This is a genomic window from Curtobacterium sp. MCLR17_043, from assembly GCF_003224215.1.
Classification (GTDB): domain Bacteria; phylum Actinomycetota; class Actinomycetes; order Actinomycetales; family Microbacteriaceae; genus Curtobacterium; species Curtobacterium flaccumfaciens.
The window spans coordinates 184,544-205,247 of sequence record NZ_QKLH01000001.1 but is presented as its reverse complement, the minus strand read 5'-3'; the positions used below and the strand labels follow the sequence as shown (position 1 = coordinate 205,247).

General features: G+C 69.9%; 18 protein-coding genes and 1 pseudogene. 15 read left to right on the top strand and 4 right to left on the bottom strand.

The features are described 5' to 3' along the window. Positions 1-10 precede the first annotated feature (10 nt). The 6 genes from DEJ03_RS00995 to DEJ03_RS00970 all read left to right on the top strand — a co-directional run bounded on the left by DEJ03_RS00995 (position 11) and on the right by DEJ03_RS00970 (position 6,341). Positions 11-997, top strand: coding sequence for a branched-chain amino acid ABC transporter permease (locus tag DEJ03_RS00995; RefSeq protein ID WP_110863192.1), 987 nt, complete (start codon positions 11-13; stop codon positions 995-997). Next, a complete protein-coding gene (locus tag DEJ03_RS00990) occupies positions 990-1,880 on the top strand; it encodes an ABC transporter ATP-binding protein (protein ID WP_110863191.1) in 891 nt (296 codons plus the stop codon). Before DEJ03_RS00995 ends, DEJ03_RS00990 begins: the two co-directional genes overlap by 8 nt. After that, positions 1,877-2,683, top strand: coding sequence for an ABC transporter ATP-binding protein (locus DEJ03_RS00985; protein WP_027466696.1), 807 nt, complete (start codon positions 1,877-1,879; stop codon positions 2,681-2,683). The genes DEJ03_RS00990 and DEJ03_RS00985 overlap by 4 nt, the downstream gene beginning before the upstream one ends. A gap of 323 nt (positions 2,684-3,006) precedes the next feature. Continuing rightward, a complete protein-coding gene (locus DEJ03_RS00980) occupies positions 3,007-3,198 on the top strand; it encodes a hypothetical protein (RefSeq protein WP_027466695.1) in 192 nt (63 codons plus the stop codon). A gap of 75 nt (positions 3,199-3,273) precedes the next feature. After that, a complete protein-coding gene (locus tag DEJ03_RS00975; protein WP_027466694.1) occupies positions 3,274-4,392 on the top strand; it encodes a GuaB3 family IMP dehydrogenase-related protein in 1,119 nt (372 codons plus the stop codon). Positions 4,393-4,454: 62 nt separating this feature from the next. Beyond that, entirely contained in the window at positions 4,455-6,341 is a 1,887-nt protein-coding gene (locus DEJ03_RS00970; protein WP_071245430.1) for a glycerol-3-phosphate dehydrogenase/oxidase, read from the top strand. Between the two features lie 225 nt (positions 6,342-6,566). Here the strand turns inward: DEJ03_RS00970 and DEJ03_RS00965 are convergent, their stop codons facing one another. Beyond that, positions 6,567-7,070 (bottom strand): hypothetical protein, encoded by a 504-nt coding sequence (locus tag DEJ03_RS00965; protein ID WP_110863190.1) that lies wholly within the window; start codon positions 7,068-7,070, stop codon positions 6,567-6,569. Positions 7,071-7,145: 75 nt separating this feature from the next. On the opposite strand from DEJ03_RS00965, the gene DEJ03_RS00960 reads away from it, so the two are divergent. Genes DEJ03_RS00960 through guaA form a run of 5 tightly spaced genes read left to right on the top strand, consistent with a single transcriptional unit; the run spans position 7,146 to position 11,947 of the window. After that, positions 7,146-7,676 carry a cation:proton antiporter regulatory subunit gene (locus DEJ03_RS00960; protein WP_017885470.1) on the top strand — a complete coding sequence of 177 codons (531 nt, stop codon included), beginning with the start codon at positions 7,146-7,148 and terminating at the stop codon, positions 7,674-7,676. A 3-nt stretch (positions 7,677-7,679) separates the two neighbouring features. Beyond that, positions 7,680-9,131 carry a cation:proton antiporter gene (locus DEJ03_RS00955; protein ID WP_027466692.1) on the top strand — a complete coding sequence of 484 codons (1,452 nt, stop codon included), beginning with the start codon at positions 7,680-7,682 and terminating at the stop codon, positions 9,129-9,131. A 5-nt stretch (positions 9,132-9,136) separates the two neighbouring features. After that, complete coding sequence (locus DEJ03_RS00950; RefSeq protein ID WP_017885468.1) at positions 9,137-9,913, top strand: SURF1 family cytochrome oxidase biogenesis protein; 777 nt, start codon at positions 9,137-9,139, stop codon at positions 9,911-9,913. A gap of 10 nt (positions 9,914-9,923) precedes the next feature. Continuing rightward, a complete protein-coding gene (locus DEJ03_RS00945; RefSeq protein WP_017885467.1) occupies positions 9,924-10,370 on the top strand; it encodes a DUF3817 domain-containing protein in 447 nt (148 codons plus the stop codon). Beyond that, positions 10,367-11,947, top strand: a complete 1,581-nt coding sequence (guaA, locus tag DEJ03_RS00940) for a glutamine-hydrolyzing GMP synthase (protein ID WP_110863189.1) — start codon at positions 10,367-10,369, stop codon at positions 11,945-11,947. The genes DEJ03_RS00945 and guaA overlap by 4 nt, the downstream gene beginning before the upstream one ends. Before the next feature lie 431 nt (positions 11,948-12,378). Here guaA and DEJ03_RS00935 read toward each other — a convergent pair whose 3' ends face one another. Next, a complete protein-coding gene (locus DEJ03_RS00935; protein WP_071404645.1) occupies positions 12,379-13,242 on the bottom strand; it encodes a Bax inhibitor-1/YccA family protein in 864 nt (287 codons plus the stop codon). A 31-nt stretch (positions 13,243-13,273) separates the two neighbouring features. Continuing rightward, positions 13,274-14,278, bottom strand: coding sequence for a DUF817 domain-containing protein (locus DEJ03_RS00930; RefSeq protein WP_110863188.1), 1,005 nt, complete (start codon positions 14,276-14,278; stop codon positions 13,274-13,276). 106 nt (positions 14,279-14,384) lie between these two features. On the opposite strand from DEJ03_RS00930, the gene DEJ03_RS00925 reads away from it, so the two are divergent. Then, a complete protein-coding gene (locus DEJ03_RS00925; protein WP_110863187.1) occupies positions 14,385-15,407 on the top strand; it encodes a glycerophosphodiester phosphodiesterase family protein in 1,023 nt (340 codons plus the stop codon). On the opposite strand, the gene DEJ03_RS00920 is transcribed toward DEJ03_RS00925, so the two are convergent. Continuing rightward, the gene (locus tag DEJ03_RS00920; protein ID WP_110863186.1) at positions 15,372-16,043 is read right to left on the bottom strand and encodes a hypothetical protein; all 672 of its coding nucleotides are present in this window, start codon (positions 16,041-16,043) and stop codon (positions 15,372-15,374) included. The genes DEJ03_RS00925 and DEJ03_RS00920 overlap by 36 nt on opposite strands. Before the next feature lie 57 nt (positions 16,044-16,100). Here DEJ03_RS00920 and DEJ03_RS00915 point away from each other — a divergent pair, with 57 nt between their 5' ends. The 3 genes and pseudogenes from DEJ03_RS00915 to DEJ03_RS18165 all read left to right on the top strand — a co-directional run bounded on the left by DEJ03_RS00915 (position 16,101) and on the right by DEJ03_RS18165 (position 20,629). Continuing rightward, positions 16,101-18,551 (top strand): ATP-dependent helicase, encoded by a 2,451-nt coding sequence (locus DEJ03_RS00915; protein ID WP_110863185.1) that lies wholly within the window; start codon positions 16,101-16,103, stop codon positions 18,549-18,551. Between the two features lie 399 nt (positions 18,552-18,950). Then, positions 18,951-19,385, top strand: a pseudogene (locus tag DEJ03_RS18170) (metallophosphoesterase); the annotation flags it as partial. Positions 19,386-19,792: 407 nt separating this feature from the next. Next, positions 19,793-20,629 (top strand): LamG domain-containing protein, encoded by an 837-nt coding sequence (locus DEJ03_RS18165; protein ID WP_258370437.1) that lies wholly within the window; start codon positions 19,793-19,795, stop codon positions 20,627-20,629. Positions 20,630-20,704: the final 75 nt, after the last annotated feature.

The window sequence follows — 20,704 nt, the reverse complement described above, 5'->3', positions numbered from 1 at the left end:
GAGCACGCGCATGGACTACATCCTCAACCTGCTGTCCTCGCTCACCCAGGAGGCACTCGCCCCGACCACGGCGGCGTTCGCGCTGGCCGCGATCGGCCTGAACGTGCACTTCGGGCTCACCGGCCTCGTGAACATGGGCCAGGCGGCGTTCCTGCTGCTCGGCGCCTACGGCTTCGCGATCTCGATCACGAACGGACTGCCGTTCGTGATGGCGGTGCTCATCGCCCTGCTCGTCTCGATCGTGTTCGCGATCATCCTCGGCATCCCGACCCTGCGGTTGCGCGGCGACTACCTGGCGATCGTCACGATCTCCGGTGCCGAGATCATCCGCATGGTGGGCCGCTCGAGCCTGCTCACCTCGACCACGGGCGGCTCGAACGGCATCACCGGGTCGAGCTACCGCGACCCGTTCACCGCCCTCAGCCCGCTGCCCGACGGCACCACCACGATCCTGTGGTTCACGTACGCGAACAACGGCGTCAACGGCTGGTGGATCCGCATCGCGGCGTGGGCAATGGTCGCCCTGTTCACCCTGGTGCTCTTCCTGCTCATGCGCAGCCCGTGGGGCCGCGTGGTGAAGGCCATCCGCGAGGACGAGGACGCCGTCCGCTCGCTCGGCAAGAACGTCTACTCGTACAAGATGCAGGCGCTCGTGTTCGGTGGGGCGCTCGGTGCGATCGCGGGCATCATCTACGTGCTGCCGAGCTCTGTGCAACCGGACGCCATGGGCCGCTCGATGACGTTCTTCATCTGGACGGCGCTCATCCTCGGTGGTGCGGCGACGGTGTTCGGACCGGTGCTCGGAGCCGTGCTCTTCTTCGTCGTCCGGCTCTTCATCCGCACGCTGGCCGGCGACTTCATCCCCGACTCGATCATGAACGCGCAGCAGGCCGAGCAGTTCTCGTACGTGCTCGTCGGCGTCGCGCTCATGCTGCTCATCGTGTTCCGTCCACAGGGGTTGCTCGGCAACAAGAAGGAGCTGACGTTCAGTGTCTGAGACCTACGACCACCCCAAGGCCGACCCGATCCTCACCGTCGACGACGTCACCCGCCGCTTCGGGGGCATGACCGCCGTGGACGTCGACCACCTCGAGGTCCAGCGCGGCTCCATCACGGCCCTCATCGGCCCGAACGGCGCCGGCAAGACCACGTTCTTCAACCTGCTCACCGGGTTCGACAAGCCGAGCCCGGGTGCGAAGACGCAGTTCAACGGCGCCACGCTGCAGAAGACGAGCGCGACGCACATCGCGAACAAGGGCATGGTCCGCACCTTCCAGCTGACCAAGGCGCTGTCGCGGCTCACCGTGATGCAGAACATGCTCCTCGGTGCCCGCGACCAGCCCGGCGAGAACTTCTTCGCCGCCCTGGTCAAGCCGGTGTGGGCGAAGCGGGAGCGCGAGATCACGGCCAAGGCCGAGGACCTCCTCGCCCGGTTCAAGCTCGACACGAAGGCGGACGACTACGCAGGTTCGCTGTCCGGCGGACAGCGCAAGCTGCTCGAGATGGCCCGGGCGCTGATGTCCGACCCGACGATGATCATGCTCGACGAGCCGATGGCCGGTGTGAACCCCGCGCTCACCCAGTCGCTCCTCGGGCACATCCAGTCCCTGCGCGACGACGGCATGACCGTGCTCTTCGTCGAGCACGACATGCACATGGTCCGGCACATCTCGGATTGGGTGGTCGTGATGGCCGAGGGCAAGGTCGTGGCCGAGGGCCCGGCGGACACGGTGATGGACGACCAGGCCGTGATCGACGCCTACCTCGGTGCGCACCACGACACCGACCTGGGTGACGACTCGCTCCTCACCGAGGAGACCTTCGAGGAACTGGCGGAGGAAGTCGCCGAAGAGGACGCAGCAGAGGAGACGACCCGATGACGGACGCAACGGACCCCACGAACGCGAGCAGTGCCTCCAGTCCGTCCCCGGCGGCCACGCTGGAACGCGAGCCGGTGCTCAGCGCGAAGAACCTCGTCGCCGGCTACCTGCCGGGCGTGAACATCCTGAACGGCTGCGACCTGGACTGCTACCCGGGCGAGCTCATCGGCATCATCGGGCCGAACGGTGCGGGCAAGTCGACGCTCCTGAAGGCGCTGTTCGGGCTCGTGTCCATCCGCGAGGGTTCGGTGACCCTGCAGGGTGACGACATCACGAACCTCAAGGCGAACAAGCTCGTGCAGGCCGGTGTCGGCTTCGTGCCGCAGACGAACAACGTGTTCCCCTCGCTGTCCATCGAGGAGAACCTGCAGATGGGGCTGTACCTGCGGCCCCGGAAGTTCGCCGAGCGCCTTGAGGTCATCTACGACCTGTTCCCGGTCCTCGCGCAGCGGCGGAACCAGCGGGCCGGATCGCTCTCGGGTGGTGAGCGGCAGTCCGTCGCGATGGCCCGTGCGCTGATGATGGACCCGAAGGTGCTGCTGCTCGACGAGCCGAGCGCCGGACTGTCCCCCGTGCGCCAGGACGAGACGTTCCTGCGGACCCGCCGGATCAACAAGGCCGGTGTGTCGATCATCATGGTGGAGCAGAACGCGCGACGCTGTCTGCAGATCTGCGATCGTGGGTACGTGCTCGACCAGGGGAAGAACGCGTACTCGGGCACCGGGAAGGAACTCGCTGACGACCCCAAGGTCATCGAGCTCTACCTGGGGACGCTCGCCAAGGACGTCGACGCACAGCGCTAGCGCTGTCGTCGGCTACGGGTACCGCTGTGGGGGTGGTATCCGTGACGGGTGGGGCCGTGCGTGGTCGCTTCGCGCCGCACGGCCCCGCTCCTGTACCCGGCCAGGAGGCGCTACTCGCCCCTGGTTGCATGGCTGTGGTCGCATGACGCCGTCGTGTTCCGTCAACGCCGCGGTCCCGTCGAGACGCCTCGGAATTCGGCGGCGTCGCGACGGCGTGGCGGTGTCCTGCGCTGACGACGGCGTCTTCCGTTGACGACGGTGTCGTCCGTCGCACCCGGCCAGGAGGCGCGGCTCGCCCCGCGCGGGTCGGTATCGTTCCGCGGGTGCGCACCTCCGGACCCCTCGTGCTCGACGCCCTCGTCTGGCTCGTGTTCATCGCGCTCTTCGTCGGGGCGGCGCTGCTCGTCAAGGTCGCGGCCGTGCTGCTCGTCGTCCTCGTGGTGCTCGCGCTCCTGCTCGGCTTCGTGCTGCGGGCGCTCCGGAAGCGCCGACGGGCCCCGCGGCGTCCGCGCTGACGGCTCCGCCGTGACGTCTCCGCCCGCACCGTCCGGCCCGTGCACGCCGCAGAGCCCGCCCGGTAGGCTGTCCGAGTGAGCGAAGTCGAGATCGGTGCAGGCAAGCGCGGACGTCGGGCGTACGCGTTCGACGACATCGCGGTGGTCCCCTCCAGGCGGACGCGTGACCCGCGCGACGTCAGCGTGCAGTGGTCGATCGACGCGTTCACGTTCGCGTCGCCGATCCTGTCGGCGCCGATGGACTCCGTGTCCTCGCCGGCGACGGTCATCCAGATGGGCAAGCTCGGCATCCTCGGTGTGCTCGACCTCGAAGGTCTGTGGACCCGCTACGAGGACCCGACCCCGTACTACGACGAGATCAAGTCGCTCACCGACGGCAACGTCACGAAGCGCATGCAGGAGATCTACTCCGAGCCGATCAAGGCCGAGCTGATCACCGCACGCCTGGCCGAGATCCGCGCAGCCGGGGTGCCGGTCGCCGGTTCGCTCAGCCCGCAGCGCACCCAGGAGTTCTCGAAGACGGTCGTCGACGCCGGTGTCGACCTGTTCGTCATCCGCGGCACCACGGTCTCGGCCGAGCACGTCTCCCAGACCGAGGAACCCCTCAACCTCAAGAAGTTCATCTACGAGCTCGACGTCCCGGTGATCGTGGGCGGTGCCTCGACGTACACGTCGGCGCTGCACCTCATGCGCACCGGTGCCGCCGGCGTGCTCGTCGGCTTCGGTGGCGGCGCAGCGTCGACCACCCGCGCCGCGCTCGGCATCCACGCCCCGATGGCCACCGCCGTCGCGGACGTCGCCGGTGCCCGTCGTGACTACCTCGACGAGTCGGGCGGCCGGTACGTGCACGTCATCGCCGACGGCGGGCTCGACACCGCGGGCGACATCGTCAAGGCCATCGCCGTGGGTGCCGACGCCGTCATGCTCGGCACCGCGCTCGCCCGTGCGACCGAGGCCCCGGGTGGCGGCTACCACTGGGGTGCCGAGGCGCACCACCCCGAGCTGCCCCGCGGCCGCCGGGTCGAGGTGGGCACGATCGCCCCGCTCGAGAACGTCCTGAACGGTCCGACGCCGACCCACGACGGCCGCGCCAACCTGGTCGGTGCCCTGCGTCGCTCGATGGCGACGACGGGATACTCCGACGCCAAGGAGTTCCAGCGAGTAGAAGTGGTCGTGGCGCCGTACCACCAGTGACGGTGGCACCCGGGCACGAACCCGGGTGACGCCACGGCGCCGACCGTGACCCGGAGGCGACGATGGCCAAGTCCAGCACGACGAAGCAGACCAGCACGGCCGGACGTCCGCGTGACGTGGCGCCCGGCGTGGGGTTCGACCCCGCGGCGAAGCTCGGGCCGGACGAACGTGCGGCCGCGATCGAGACGCTGAAGACCAAGGAGCTCGACGTCCTGGTCGTGGGCGGCGGGATCGTCGGTGCGGGCAGTGCGCTCGATGCCGTGACCCGCGGCCTGAGCGTCGGCATCGTCGAGGCCCGCGACTGGGGCTCGGGGACCTCGAGCCGCTCGTCGAAGCTCGTGCACGGCGGCATCCGCTACCTCGAGCAGCTCAACTTCGCACTCGTCCGCGAGGCCCTCATCGAGCGCGGCCTGCTGCTCCAGCGCATCGCCCCGCACCTGGTGAAGCCCGTGCGCTTCCTCTACCCGCTCAACCACCGGGTCTGGGAGCGCTTCTACATCGGGATCGGCATGGCGATGTACGACGTGTTCAGCTGGTCCGGCGGCCGTCCGCCCGGCGTCCCGCACCACCGGCACCTCAGCCGGAAGCAGGTGCTCAGGAACATGCCCGGCCTCAAGAAGGACGCCTTCGTCGGCGGCATGACGTACTACGACGCCCAGGTCGACGACGCGCGCTACGTCGCGTCCCTCGTGCGCACCGCCGCCTCGTACGGCGCTGAGGCAGCGAGTCGCGTCCGCATCGAGGGGTTCATCAAGGTCGGGGAGCGCGTGGTCGGCGCGCAGGCCCACGACATCCAGACCGGCGAGCGGTTCGAGATCCGCGCGAAGCAGGTCGTCAACGCCACCGGTGTCTGGACCGACGACACCCAGGCGATGATCGGCACCCGCGGCCAGTTCAAGGTGCGGGCGTCGAAGGGCGTCCACCTCGTCATCCCCCGTGACCGGTTCCAGTCGAACACGGGCATGATCTTGCGCACCGAGAAGAGCGTGCTCTTCGTCATCCCGTGGGGTCGGCACTGGCTCGTCGGCACGACCGACACCGACTGGTACCTCGACAAGGCGCACCCCGCAGCGACCGCGGCGGACATCGACTACATCCTCGAGCACGTCAACAAGGTGCTCGCCGTCCCGCTCACCCGCGAGGACGTCGAGGGCGTCTACGCCGGACTCCGCCCGCTGCTGGCGGGGGAGTCCGACCAGACCTCGCAGCTCAGCCGCGAGCACGTCGTCGCGCACACCGTGCCCGGGCTCGTCGTGGTCGCCGGCGGCAAGTGGACCACCTACCGGGTGATGGGCAAGGACGCCATCGACGAGGCCGTCGCGGCCATGGACGGCAGGATCCCGGAGTCGACGACCGAGGACATCCCGCTCCTCGGCGCCGAGGGCTACCCCGCCGCGTGGAACCGACGCGCCCGCACCGCACGGAGCTTCAACGTGCACAAGGTCCGCATCGAGCACCTGCTCAACCGGTACGGGACCCTCGCGACCGAGGTGCTGCAGCTCGTCGAGCAGGACCCGGCACTCGCCGAACCGCTGCCGGGAGCCGACGACTACATCGGCGCCGAGGTCGTCTACGCCGCCTCGCACGAGGGCGCCCTGCACCTGGAGGACGTCCTCGCCCGTCGCACCCGCATCTCCATCGAGGCGTGGGACCGCGGCGAGTCAGCGGCGCCCGTCGCCGCGAAGCTCATGGCGGACGTGCTCGGCTGGGACCAGGAGACGACCGAGCACGAGGTCGCGAACTACCTGAAGCGCGTCGCCGCCGAACGGGAGTCGCAGCTGCAGCCCGACGACGAGAGCGCGGACCGCGTGCGGCTCGAGGCCCCGGACATCGCGTTCGGCTTCGACGAGGACGACGTGGTCGTGGGCGGCGGCCGTTCGGACGGCGCCGAGGGCGCGAAGGCGTCCGACGAGCAGGTCGTCGGCGAGAAGACGAGCGAGCCGGAGTAGCGAGGCCAGCAGACGCCGTCGTGTCACCGAGAAGCCGGCGTCTGCGGGTTGAACAAGACGCCGTCGTGTCGTGTTGACGCCGTCTGGCCGTCGAGACGCCGCCGGATCCGGCGGCGTCTCGGTGTCGACGAGGCGTCTCGACAAGACGACGGCGTCTTGCGGATTCCACCCGCGCCTCCAGACCGGAAGGACGGAAGACCGGACTGGAGGCCCGTGGTACGTCCGTCAGGCGGCGTGCGCCCGCAGGGCGGCGCGGCGCACGTGCGCCGCCTGGCCGACCACGAGCACCACCGGGATCGCGATCAGCGCGACGAGGCTCGTCACGTAGAGCACGCCCGACCAGATCGTGTGGGCACCGCCGCCGACCCCGTAGGCGTCCGCGACGTCCATGCCGAGGGCGATCGCCGCCACGAACGACATCGGCGTCCCCATCACGACGACGGCGAGCAGCACTGCCGCGATGACGTGCGCCCTCGCCCGGGTGATGAGCAGCAGCACCGACAGCCCCGCGGCGAACAGGACACCGACGACGGCGATCCCGATGACGGTCGCGATGTCCGCTCCGACCGAGAAGCCCTGCTCCGAGAGCTCGGCGTGGATCTCCGCCAGGGTCGCACCGGGGACCGCGGCGAGCGGGTCCAGCACCAGTGCGTCCACCGCCAGCAGCGCTGCGTACAGCGCGACGACCAGCACCCCGACGACGGCGACGACGATCCGTGTTCTCCCCATCCACAGAACAGTAGTGCGCGGAATGCGCGGGACCACCGGGTGGTTAGCATGGGGGTACTCGAAGAGGGAGCCATCATGGTCGACGTCCATCGCGTCAAACTCCCCGGAGTCGGCGTGCTGCACAGCTTCTACACCGACGACGGTGGCAAGTGTGGTGTCATCACGCACCGGTCGGGGCACTCCGACCTCATCTCGTTCGCCGACGTCTCCGACGGCGCGGACAAGTCCGAGAAGGTCTCGCTGCGTCTCAGCGAGGACGAAGCGCACACGCTCGCCGAACTCCTCGGCGGCACCCGGATCACCGAGGGCCTCGACAAGCTCGACGAGATCCCGGGACTGTCCATCGACTGGTTCTCCGTCGACTACGACGACGCCATCGCGGGCAAGCCCCTCGGCGACCTGCACGACTCGGGCTTCATCGGCCTGACCGTCGTCGCCGTGGTCCGTGGCGACAGCGCCAACCCGGCGCCCTCGTCGGACTTCGTCGTCTTCCCGGGCGACACGATCGTCGTCGCCGGATCCCCCGAGAAGGTCGCCAAGGCGTTCTCCTTCTACCGCAGCGGAGAGCTTGCGGCCGCCTCGGCCGAGGCCCCGCGGAAGAGCTAGCGCATGCACCTGGGTGGTGAGCTGCTCACCATCGGTGTGCTCTTCGTCATCGCCTACGTCCTGGGCCGGCTCGGCAAGACCATCGGTCTGCCGGCCATCCCGATCTACATGGTGGTCGGACTCGTCGCGAGTCCGAACACCCCGTGGTTCGGGCTGAGCGTCGAATCCCACACCATCGAGCTCATCGCGACGTTCGGGCTCATCCTGCTGTTGTTCAACCTCGGGCTCGAGTTCGACCAAGAGGAGTTCTACGGCAACGCCGGCAAGCTCCTGGTGTCGGGCGGCACCTACGTCGTCATCAACATGGGCGTGGGGTTCGCCTTCGGGTTCTCGCTCGGCTGGGGCACCCGAGAAGCCCTGATCATCGCGGGCATGACGGCGACGTCCTCGAGCGCCATCGTGACGAAGCTCCTCATCGAGCTCCGGCGCCTGGCGAACGACGAGACCCCGATGATCCTCGGTGTCACCGTGATCGAGGACGTCTTCATCGCCGTCTACCTGGCGATCGTCTCGGTCGTGCTCTCCGGCGACACCAACGTCTGGGCCGTCGTCGGCAAGCTGGCACTGGCGTTCGGGTTCCTCATCGTGATGTTCACGCTCGCGCGCTTCGCGGGCAAGTGGGTCTCGAAGATCTTCGCCACCCGTGACGACGAGCTGTTCACGGTGCTGTTCTTCGGACTCGCGGTCATGTTCGGTGGCATCGGCGACCTGCTCGGCGTGACCGACGCCATCGGTGCCTTCGTCATCGGCCTGCTCTGCGGAGCGACCCGGTACCGCGACCGCATCGAACAGCTCGCCCTGCCGATGCGCGACGTCTTCGCCGCGTTCTTCTTCGTCAACTTCGGGCTCGGCCTCGACCTGTCGACCTTCGGCGAGGTGCTCTGGCCCGTCCTCGGCGCGATCGGCATGACGGTCGTGCTCAACGCGGTCGCCGGCCAGATCGTCGCGCGGATGAACGGCTTCAACGTCCAGCAGGGCATCAACACCGCCGTCATCCTGGTGAACCGTGGCGAGTTCGCGCTGATCCTCGCGACGCTGTCGGCTGCCGCCGGGCTGGAGGCGCGGATCACCGCCTTCGCGGGCCTCTACGTCCTCTGCATGGCCGTCCTCGGGCCGCTGCTCGCGGTGAACTCGGACCGGATCGGCCGCCTCGTGGTGCGCCCGGGCCGGCTCATCCGCCTGCGCGGACGCCTGGGTGGCCGACGCGCCGTCGCCGCGGCAGCCGCCGCCGAGAGCGCCGAAGCGGCCGAGGCCGAGGCGGACGCGACCGCCGCGGCGCGGAAGGCCGAGCGGGACCGCCAGTTCGCCGAGGAGTTCGCGCTCGTCGAGGCAGCTGGCAGGGACGAGCGAGACAATGAGGGGTCCGAGCCGACGTCCGCCCCCGTGACGTCGCCGGTCGAGATCCCCGCCGAGCGCCCCGAGCGCCCGGTCCGACAGCGCGATCCGGAGTACTGATACAGATGTGGGCCGTTGCCCGACGACCGAGGTGGATCGCGCTGCTGCTGCTGGCGCTCGTGCTGGCGGCGGTGTTCGCCGGGCTGGGCAAGTGGCAGCTGGAGCGGTCGATCGCCAACGGCAAGCCCCTGCCGGCGACCACCGAGACCCGCCGCACGCTCGAGGCGGTCACCACCCCCGAGCGCCCCGTCAGCGAGAGTCTCGCCGGGCAGAAGGTCACCGTCACCGGGACCTTCGTCGCCGACGACACCACCGTCCTGACCGGCCGCACCGGGGGTGGGAAGTACCAGACCGTCGGACACCTGGTGGACTCGGACGGTGGGGCGAGCCTCCCGGTCGTCATCGGGTGGTCCGACCAGCGGTCGGCCGCCGTCGCCGGGGGCGAGCGCCTGGCGGACGGCCAGACGCTCACGATCCAGGGCCGCTACTACCCGGCGGAGTCGCCCGACCAGGACGCCTACAAGAAGGGCGAGTACTCCGCCGTCGCCCCCGCCCGGTTCGTGAACACCTGGCAGGCCTTCGACGACCGCATGTACCTCGGGTACGTCGTCGCCGACGGCACCACCGCGAAGGCCGCCGACCTCGGCACCATCGCCGACCGCGCACCGTCGCGCGAGGTCCAGTTCGACTGGCTCAACCTGTTCTACGCGATCGAGTGGGTCGTCTTCGCCGGCTTCGCCGTGTTCCTCTGGTACCGGTTCGTGAAGGACGCCTGGGAGCGCGAGCAGGAAGAGGAGCGCGAGGCAGCGCTCGCCACCGAAGCCGACGCGCTCCGACGGTAGGATTGCCGGCATGGCCCTGACCGTCCGAACCCGTGACATCCCCAAGATCCCGGGGGCGGTGAAGTGGTACCGCGTCTCGGCGTACATCACCGGTGTGCTGCTGCTCGCCCTGGTGGTCGAGGTCATCATCAAGTACACGCCGCTGCAGCTCGAGATGCAGCTCGGCAACGGTCCGTTCTTCGTGCCCAACGGCACGGCGGGCGAGACCCCGGGCACGTTCAACCTGTCGATTGCGATCCTCATCGCCCACGGCTGGCTGTACGTGCTCTACCTCTTCACGGACTTCCGTCTGTGGAGCATCATGCGCTGGAGGCCGTCGCGCTTCCTGCTCATCGCCCTCGGGGGCATCATCCCGTTCATGTCCTTCGTGGTCGAACACCGCATGCAGCAGCGGGCCATGGACACCTACCACGAGCTGATCGCTGCCCAGCAGCGTGAGAAGGAGGCCGCTCGGTGAGCGAGACCGAACAGCGTCCCGTCCTCGTCGTCGACTTCGGGGCCCAGTACGCGCAGCTCATCGCGCGTCGGGTCCGTGAAGCGAACGTCTACAGCGAGATCGTGCCGCACTCCATCACCGCGGACGAGGTCCGCGCCAAGGACCCGGCAGCCATCGTGCTGTCCGGTGGTCCGTCGTCCGTGTACGAAGAAGGCGCGCCGTCCCTCGACGGTGACATCCTCGACCTCGGCGTCCCCGTGCTCGGCATCTGCTACGGCTTCCAGGCCATGGCGACCGCCCTCGGTGGCGAGGTCGCGAACACCGGTCTGCGCGAGTACGGCGCCACCGACGTGACCCTCGCCCCCGGCACCAGCACCCTGCTCGGCGACCAGCCGGCGGACCAGGTGACGTGGATGTCGCACGGCGACTCCGTGGCCAAGGCACCGGCCGGCTTCGAGGTGCTCGCCTCGAGCGCATCGACGCCCGTCGCGGCGTTCGCGTCCGACGAGCGCAAGCTCTACGGCGTGCAGTGGCACCCCGAGGTGAAGCACTCCGTGTACGGCCAGGCCGTGCTCGAGAACTTCCTGCACCGAGCCGCGGGTCTGCCCGGCGACTGGAACTCCAGCAACGTCATCGAGGAGCAGGTCGCCCGCATCCGCGAGCAGGTCGGCTCCGCGCGGGTCATCGCCGGGCTCTCCGGTGGTGTCGACTCAGCCGTCGCCGCAGCCCTGGTGCACAAGGCCGTCGGCGACCAGCTGACCTGCGTCTTCGTCGACCACGGGCTCCTGCGTGCCGACGAGCGGAAGCAGGTGGAAGAGGACTACGTCGCCTCCACCGGTGTCCGGCTCATCACGATCGACGCCGAGCAGCAGTTCCTCGACGCCCTCGCCGGCGTGAGCGACCCCGAGCAGAAGCGCAAGATCATCGGGCGGGAGTTCATCCGCACGTTCGAGGGCGCAGCCGAGGCACTCGTGCTCGAGGCCCAGGCTTCCGACTCTGATGCCGAGGTCAAGTTCCTCGTGCAGGGCACGCTCTACCCCGACGTCGTCGAGTCCGGCGGCGGAGCGGGCACCGCGAACATCAAGTCGCACCACAACGTGGGCGGCCTGCCCGAGGACATGACGTTCGAGCTCGTCGAGCCGCTGCGCACCCTGTTCAAGGACGAGGTCCGCGCGGTCGGCCGCGAGCTCGGGCTGCCCGAGGTCATCGTCGGTCGTCAGCCGTTCCCCGGCCCGGGCCTGGGGATCCGCATCGTCGGCGAGGTCACGAAGGAGCGGCTCGAACTGCTCCGCGCGGCCGACAAGATCGCCCGCGAAGAGCTCACCGCGGCCGGCCTCGACCAGGAGATCTGGCAGTGCCCGGTCGTGCTGCTCGCCGACGTCCGCTCCGTGGGCGTGCAGGGCGACGGCCGGACCTACGGGCACCCGATCGTGCTCCGTCCGGTCTCGTCCGAGGACGCCATGACCGCCGACTGGACGCGTCTGCCGTACGACACCCTCGCGAAGATCTCGAACCGCATCACGAACGAGGTGCCCGACGTCAACCGGGTCGTGCTCGACGTCACGTCGAAGCCGCCGGGGACGATCGAGTGGGAGTAGGGCTCCCCTGAGCAACGGAAGGCCCGGTACGCGTCACGCGTGCCGGGCCTTCGTGCGTCCGTGGGCGGCGCCGGGGTCGGTGCCGGAGTCGCACGAACTGCCGTCTGCCGGGACGTGTGACGGCAGTCCGCGCGACCCGGGCGCTGCGCGTGCGGCGTGTTGTGCGACCTCGGGCGGCTGGAGTTGTGGGCGTGGGTGCTGCCGGGGCCGTCGAGTGGTCACGACACCCCGCGGGCCCGGTGCCGAGGGGCCACGAACTGTCGGCTGGCCCCGGCCCGGGCGACACTTCGTGACCACTCGACGGTCGTTCGGCGGGGTGTTGTGACCACTGGGGCCGCTGCCGGGACCGCCGGCCGCCGCTCTCGCTTCCACCGGCCCGGGAACGACGAAGGGCCCCGGCAGCGCCGGGGCCCTTCGTGTGTGCGGTGGTACTAGTTGCGCGAGCTGCTCGCGACGATGGCGAGGATGCGCAGGATCTCGAGGTACAGCCAGACGATCGTCACGATCAGGCCGAACGCCGCGGTCCAGGCGTAGATCCGGGGAGCGCCACGACGGACACCGGTCTGGATCTGGTCGAAGTCGAGGATCAGCGAGTAGGCCGCCATCACCACGACGAGGATGCCGATGATCACACCGAGCGGGATGCCGAAGATCGTGATCCCGAGTGCGCCGAACGCCGTGTCCGTCACTCCGGTCCACATCAGGACCAGGTTGATGAGCGAGAACACCATGTACCCGACCATCGCGACGAGGAAGAAGCGCGTGGCCTTCGGTGTCGCGCGGACCTTGCCCGATGCGAACAGCGCGAGCGTCACGGCGAAGACACCGAGCGTCCCGAACACCGCCTGGGTGACGATGCCACCCCACATCGAGTTGTACGCGCCGGAGATGCCACCGACGAACAGACCCTGGACGAACGAGTACGTCAGGATCAGACCCGGTGACGGCTTCTTCTTGAAGGTGTTCACGAGGCCGAGCACGAGGCCGACGACCGCCGCGACGATCCAGACGACCGGCGGCAGGTTCCAACCGGCCACCGCGCCGACGACGAGCACGCCGAACGCGAGCAGCGTCTTGACGATGGTGTCTTCGTACGACATGCGGTCGGTGTCCACCGGGGACGCAGTCGGGCGGTCGTACATGTACTGCAGCTGCTCGGGGGTCATGCCGCCCTGGGCCTGCTGCGGGGTCTGTCCCCAGCCGGCCTGCTGCTGACCAGCACCGCGCCCGCCCCAGGTGTTTGCCCCCTGTGCGTTGAAGGCGGGGGACTGGTCGAAACCGGGCTTGAAGGCCATGGTGTCCTCTTCCTAGGAGATTCGAGTCCTCTCAGCCTAGGGGCGCTCGGTCGCGGAAGGCTGAGGATTCGCGGCGAGCGGACGCGGGCCCAGCGGGCTCCGTCGAGGGAAGCCTAGGGTCGCCCGCTGCACGCGCGCCCCGAGGACGTCGAGAGTCCGCCGTCGAGCCCGTCGAGCGCGCCCGTCCCGACGGCAGCGCCGGGTAGAGCCACGTGACGAGCGCGACCGAGATCGTCATGAGCAGGAACCACGCCACGATCTTCGTCGGCGCCACCGGCTGCCACACCGCGAGCTGCGCCGGGTAGCTCCACGCTCCGGCCCAGGTCGCGACGTTCTCCGCCGCCCAGATGAACACCGCGACGAGGGCCATCGCCACGAGCACGGGCATCCGCAGCGTCGCCCGGTGGATCCGAACGTGCATGGTCGTGCGGGCGAAGAGCAGCAGCACGAGCGCGAGCAGCACGTACCGGGCGTCGGCGACGAAGTGGTGGCCGAAGAAGTTCAGGTAGATCCCGCCCGCCACGACCGCCAGCAGCCACTGCCGCGGGTACCGGTCGAACCGCAGGTCGAACAGCCGGTAGACCCGCACCATGTACGACCCGACGGCGCCGTACATGAACCCCGAGAACAGCGGCACCCCGGCGACGACGAACAGCCCACTCGACTCGTAGGTCCACGAGCCCATGTGGGTCTTGAACACCTCCATCGCGGTCCCGACGACGTGGAACAGCAGGACGACCCGGAGCTCCCGCACGGTCTCGAGCCCGAACACGAGCATCCCGACCTGCAGCAGCACGGCCGCGATCGTCAGGACGTCGTTCCGCATCGCCGCGGGCACGGTCAGGTGCACCACCGCCATGGTCGCGAGCAGCAGCGCCCCGAACGCGCACGCCCAGGCCTGCTTCGCGCCGAACACCAGGAACTCGGTGACGAACACCCGGACGGGCCGGTGCGGTTGATGCCCGGCGTCGAGCAGGCGGCGAGCGGCGCGGTCGATCCGGGCCTCGACGGCGGTGGAGAGCGAACGGACGGTCATGCGGCGATGGTCGGCGTCGTCGCTGGGAACGACGGGCCTCGGAGCGCCGGGTGTGTCCCGCGACACAGGCGCCCCGCTGGTCACCCGCGGCCAGTAGGGTCGCGCCATGACCCTCGTGATCGCCCACCGCGGTGCGTCCGGCTACCGTCCCGAGCACTCGCGGAGCGCGTACGAGCTCGCGATCGAACTCGGCGCCGACGCGATCGAACCGGACCTGGTGCCCACGAAGGACGGCGTGCTGGTGCTCCGGCACGAGAACGAGGTCTCGGGCACCACGGACGTCGCCGACCACCCCGAGTTCCGGCACCTGCGCACGACGAAGACCGTCGACGGCCAGACCCTGACCGGCTGGTTCACCGAGGACTTCACGTGGGCCGAGCTGCAGACGCTCCGCACCCGCGAGCGCCTGCCGGTGCTGCGTCCGGGATCCGCCGAGCACGACGGTGCGCAACCGATCCTGCGGCTCGTCGACCTGCTCGCGATCCTCGACGCGGCGCCCCGCCCGGTCGGGCTCGTCGCCGAGGTGAAGCACGCCGCGTCCTTCGACCGCGCCGGGTTCCCGATGGGTGCACTCGTCGACGCCGCGCTCGGCGAGGCCGGGTGGCGGCAGGACGAGCGGCTCACGGTGGAGAGCTTCGAGAAGGGCGTGCTGCGCGACCTGCGCGAACGGGGGACCGGTGGTCGGCTCGTGTACCTCCAGGAGGCCCGTGGCAGCGCCGCGGACGAGGTCGCGTCCCACGGATCGCTCGCCCCCACCTACGCCGCCGAGCGCTCCGAGGACGCGCTCGCGTCGTTCGCGACCGAGTTCCACGGCATCAGCGTCGACCTCGGCACCCTGATGGCCGGCGTCGACAGCGTCGCGCTCGACGACCCGACGCCGGTGCGCAGCGCGATCGTCGACCGCGCCCATGCCGCCGGGCTCGCGGTGTACGCGTGGACTCTCCGGCCGGAGAACCGGTTCCTGCCGTCGCCGTTGCGTCGTGGCGGCGACGTCGCGGCCTTCGGCGACTGGGAGCGGTGGTTCACGTCCGTGATCCGCACCGGACTCGACGGGGTGTTCGCCGACCACCCCGACCTGGCGGTGCGTGCCCGGTCAGTCCTCGAGCGCCTCGAGCGGGATGCCGGCTGACCGGAGGGCCTCGAGGGCCTCCTCGCGTGCGGACGTGGCAGCGGCGCGGAGCCCGGCCAGGTCCTCGGGCCGGTAGAACCACGAGCTCCGGTCGCCGGGCGAGACCGTCCGTTGCGCGTCCGTCAGGTCGGCGTCGTGTTCGCCCTTCCGGAGGTCGGCACGCGCACGGTCGAGCGCCTGCAGGACTGCCGAGGCACGGATGACCTCGGCCGCGGGCAGGTCCCCGGGCGCGAGACGGGCGACCCGAGGGTCGATCGGTGTCACCGGGAGGGCCTGCACCGGTGGCTGTCGGCGCCGCCGTCGATCGACGAGGACCGCGACGGCGGACGAGACGACGAGGAACACCACGACGGCGACGAGGAGCCGGGCACTCCTCGGGAACGTCGACGCAGCGAGGGCCCCGAGTACGGCCAGGCACAGCCCAGCGGTGACCAGGCCGACCGACAGCGGGACCAGGCACCCCGCCGTGTCCTGTCGAGACCGCTGAGCACGGACCCGACGGTGGCTCTCGACGATCGCGGCGGGGTCGTCGCGCCCGTCCGGAGGCAGGATGCAGAGGACGTCCTGGGTGGTGGGGACCGCGGCCGACGTCGCAGGGAGCACGAAGACGTCAGGTCGGTCCGGTGTGATCGCCACGGCGCCATCCTGCCGCACGAGGTCGCTGTCGGGGGTCTCGCCTAGAATGTCCCGAACATGACGATCGTGCTCGACCCCTTCGAATCGACGCCCGAGCCGGGCGCCGGTGCCCGCGCGTACGAAGACCCGTTCACCGCGGGTCTGAACCCCCAGCAGAAGGAAGCCGTCGAGTACCGCGGCGAGTCCCTGCTGATCGTTGCCGGCGCCGGTTCCGGCAAGACGAGCGTGCTCACCCGCCGCATCGCGCTGCTGCTCGCCAACCGCGAAGCCTGGCCGTCGCAGATCCTGGCGATCACGTTCACGAACAAGGCCGCCGCCGAGATGCGCGAGCGCGTCCGGGCCCTGGTCGGTGGCGAGGCCGAGGGGATGTGGATCTCCACGTTCCACTCGGCGTGCGTGCGCATCCTGCGGCGCGAAGCCGAGCGGTTCGGGTTCCCGCAGTCGTTCACGATCTACGACTCCGCCGACTCCAAGGCGCTGCTGAAGCGGATCATCAAGGAGCTCGAGGCCGACTCCCTCGGGCTGACCGTCGGTGCCGCGGCGTCGAAGATCTCGAAGCTCAAGAACGAGCTGCAGGACATCGACACCTACGCGCGCAACATCAACGTGAACGACCCGCAAGAGGTCATGTTCACCGAGGTGTTCCGGCGCTACACGAACGAACTCCGCCGGGCGAACGCGTTCGACTTCGACGACCTCATCGGGCAGACGGTGTTCCTGTTCCGGGCCTTCCCGGACGTCGCCGCCCTGTACCAGCGCCGCTTCCGGTACATCCTGGTCGACGAGTACCAGGACACGAACCACGCCCAGTACGCCCTGATCCGCGAGCTCACCCGCCCGGTGCCGGTCGAACAGGTCGACAAGCTCGAGGACTCCGGCCAGCACGTCGCCCGGATGCGCGAGACCGACGGCTCGATCGCCCCCGCGTCCCTGACGGTGGTCGGTGACTCCGACCAGTCCATCTACGCCTTCCGCGGGGCGGACATCCGCAACATCGTCGAGTTCGAGCGGGACTTCCCGAACTCCAAGACGATCCTGCTCGAGCAGAACTACCGCTCGACGCAGAACATCCTCGACGCGGCGAACGCCGTCATCGCGAACAACTTCGACCGCCAGGCGAAGAGCCTGTTCACCGACGTCGGCGCCGGCGAGAAGATCGTCGGCTTCACCGGGTACACCGGCCACGACGAGGCGCAGTTCGTCGCCGACGAGATCCAGCGCCTGCGTGAAGACGGCATGGACTACCGCGACATGGCGGTGTTCTACCGGACCAACTCGCAGACCCGTGCACTGGAGGAGATCTTCATCCGTGCGGCGATCCCGTACCGGGTGCTCGGCGGCACGAAGTTCTACGAGCGTGCCGAGATCAAGGACGCCATGGCGTACCTGATCACGGTCGCCAACCCGGCCGACCCGATGGCGCTGCGCCGCATCCTCAACGTGCCCAAGCGCGGCATCGGCTCGGTCACCGAGACCACGCTCCAGCGCTACGCCGACGAGCACGAGACCACCATGCGTGACGCCCTGCGACACGCGGGCGAGCTCGGGTTCGGGCCGAAGGTGCGGAACGCCATCACGGAGTTCGCGGCGCTGCTCGACGCCGTGTCCGAGAAGGCCCCGACACAGCCGGTGGTCGACACCCTGACGCAGCTGCTCGACGGTTCCGGGCTGCTCGACAACCTGCGGAAGTCGCCCGACGCGCAGGACGCCGCACGCGCCGACAACATCGACGAGCTCGTGGCCGTGACGCGTGAGTTCCAGAAGAACAACCCCGAGGGCACGCTGTCGGACTTCCTGACCGAGGTCTCGCTGGTCGCCGCGGCGGACGAGCTCGACGACTCCTCGGGCACGGTGTCGCTGATGACCCTGCACACCGCGAAGGGCCTGGAGTACGACGCGGTGTTCCTGACCGGCGTCGAGGAAGACCTGCTCCCGCACCGGATGTCCGCCAACGAGCCCGGCGGTCCGTCGGAAGAGCGCCGGCTGTTCTACGTGGGCATCACCCGCGCCAAGAAGGTCCTGTTCCTGTCCCTCGCGATGACCCGTGCCCAGTTCGGTGACGTCAACGTGGCGATGCCCTCGCGCTTCCTGCAGGAGATCCCCGAGGGGCTCATCGAGTGGAAGCAGTCCCCGGGCATGGCGAACAGCCGCGGTGGCACGCAGCCCCGTGCCCTGAACGCCAAGCGCGACGGCGGCTTCGGCGGCGGTGGCGGCGGCGGCGGTGGCTACCGCGGTGGTGGTGGCTGGGGCGGCGGCTCGTACGACCGCGCAGCGGCTGCCTCGAAGACCCGTCCGAAGACCGAGTGGGCGAACCGGGTGTCCGGGCAGGTGCGCGACAACGGCGACATGGAACTCGTCGCCGGCGACCGCATCAAGCACGTCGACTTCGGCGAGGGCACGGTGTCCGCGGTGACGGGGCAGGGCGCCAAGCGCATCGCCGAGATCGCGTTCGACTCCGCGGGCCGCAAGAAGCTCCTCATCAAGATCGCCCCGATCGAGAAGCTGTAGGAGCCCTCACCGGTCCACACCGAACCGGCAGCCGCGGCCGGTCTGGAGTTCACGGAACGGACCCGGGGCGTTCCCCCGCGATCCGTACGGTGCGGTGCTGTGCAGAACAGCCCTGACGACCGCGACGACGCCCACGACCACGCCGGAGAGCGCAGCAAGCGCATCCCGGTCTCCCGCCGGGGCTTCCTGGTCGGGTCCGGACTCGCCGGTGCCGCCGGTCTCGGGGCGTCGAACGGCTTCGGCAGCGCCCCGGCCGTCGCCGATTCGCTGACCGCGGCACCCGCCGTGGCTCCGGCAGCGCTCGGCGGATCGGCGGCGGCCGCGCAGGCAGCCGTGGTGCGCGGCCACACCGGACGGTGGCACCCGGACACGACCTCGCCGCGCTTCACCGTCGCGGTGATGCCGGACACGCAGTACATGTTCGACGGCGCCGCGGTCGACCAGGCACCGATGCGCGCCTCGCTCGAGTACGTCGTCCGCGAGCAGGCCCGGCACAACACGGTGTTCCTCGTGCACCTCGGCGACCTGACGCAGAACGGTGCGGCGTCCGAGATGCGCGCGTCCGGTGCGGTCTTCGACGTGCTCGACCGAGCCGGGGCGCCCTACAGCGTGCTCGCCGGCAACCACGACGTCGACTCCTCGACCGACGACCAGCGCGGCCGCACCCCGTACCTCGACGTGTTCGGTCCGCAGCGGTTCCGGAAGGCCCCTGGCTGGATCGGTTCGAGCCCCGACGGCTACAACACCGCCCACCGGTTCACCGCGGCCGGCCGCGAGTGGGTCGTCCTGGCGCTCGACTGGCGGACGAGCGCGAGCGGGCTCGCCTGGGCCAGCTCCGTGCTCGCGGCCCGGCCGCACGCTCCGGTCATCCTCACGACGCACGCCCTCGTCGACTCGGACGCCAGCGGTGGAGCGGCGTTCGACCCCTACGGCCAGCAGCTCTGGGACTCCTTCATCTCGAAGCACGACCAGGTGTTCCTGACGCTCAACGGGCACTACTGGGGTCCGGGCCGCACGACGGCGAAGAACGCCGTGGGGCACGACGTCGCACTCCACCTGACCAACTACCAGAACCGCTACTACGGCGGCGCGGCCATGATCCGGCTGTACCACGTCGACCTCGAGCGGAACGTCATCGACGTCGAGACGCTGTCGCCGTTCCTGCTCGCCGGCGGTCTCGGCGACGCGAACGAGCTCGCAGCCAGGAGGTCAACCTCAGTGGCGACGTCGACCGCTTCACCATGGCGGTGGACTTCGACGCGCGTTTCGCGGGGTTCGCGCCGGTCGCACCACGGGCCTCCCGGCCGGCGGCACGCATGCTGGTGCCGGGGACGCTGGCGTACTGGCGGTTCGACGGCAACCCGGACGGGGCGGCGCTCGCGCCGACGACGCGGGTGCGCGACCAGAGCGGCAAGGGCAACGACCTGGTGGTCGCCCGGCGGACCGGTGCCGTCGCAGGGGCGCTGCGCTGGACGGCGGCGCACCACCCCGACCAGCCGGGCGCCGGCAGCCTCGCGCTGCAGGGCGGCAAGACCGGCGGCGACCACCTGCAGACCGTCGACACGGCACCGCTCAACCGGACCCACTTCCCCCGGGGCTACACGGTCGAGGCGTTCTTCGTGCTGCCGACCACGTTCGACCCGAGTGCGAACGGGTTCAGCGCCCTGCTGTCGCAGTACTCGAGCGCCGGCCAGGTGGGGAAGGCGACCGGAGCCGACGGTGACCCGGACGAACCCGCGATGACGCTGAGCCTGTCGGGGGACCGCGAACTGCAGTGGTGCGTGTACCCGGCGAGCCAGGACGGATCACTGACGAACTGGGGACACGAGTTGCCGCTCGGTGCCTGGTGGCACGTGGCCGTGGTGAACGACGGGACGCACACCGTGCTGTACGTCGACGGGTGCCCGGTCGTGCGGAACCCGTCCACCCCGAACCGCGGTCTGAGCACGATCGGCAAGCCGTGGCTGCTCGGTGGCTACCGCTACGGCGGCACGCTCGACAATGTGTTCGTCGGGTCGATCGGCGACGTGCGCATCGTCGGCCGGGCCCTGCAGCCGAGCGAGTTCATGAACGCCTGACGTCCGGCGGCGGACGCCTGGCCCGCGCGGTGGGTGGGGGCTCGGGCTGCCCGGCAGACGTGCGTCTGACACGCC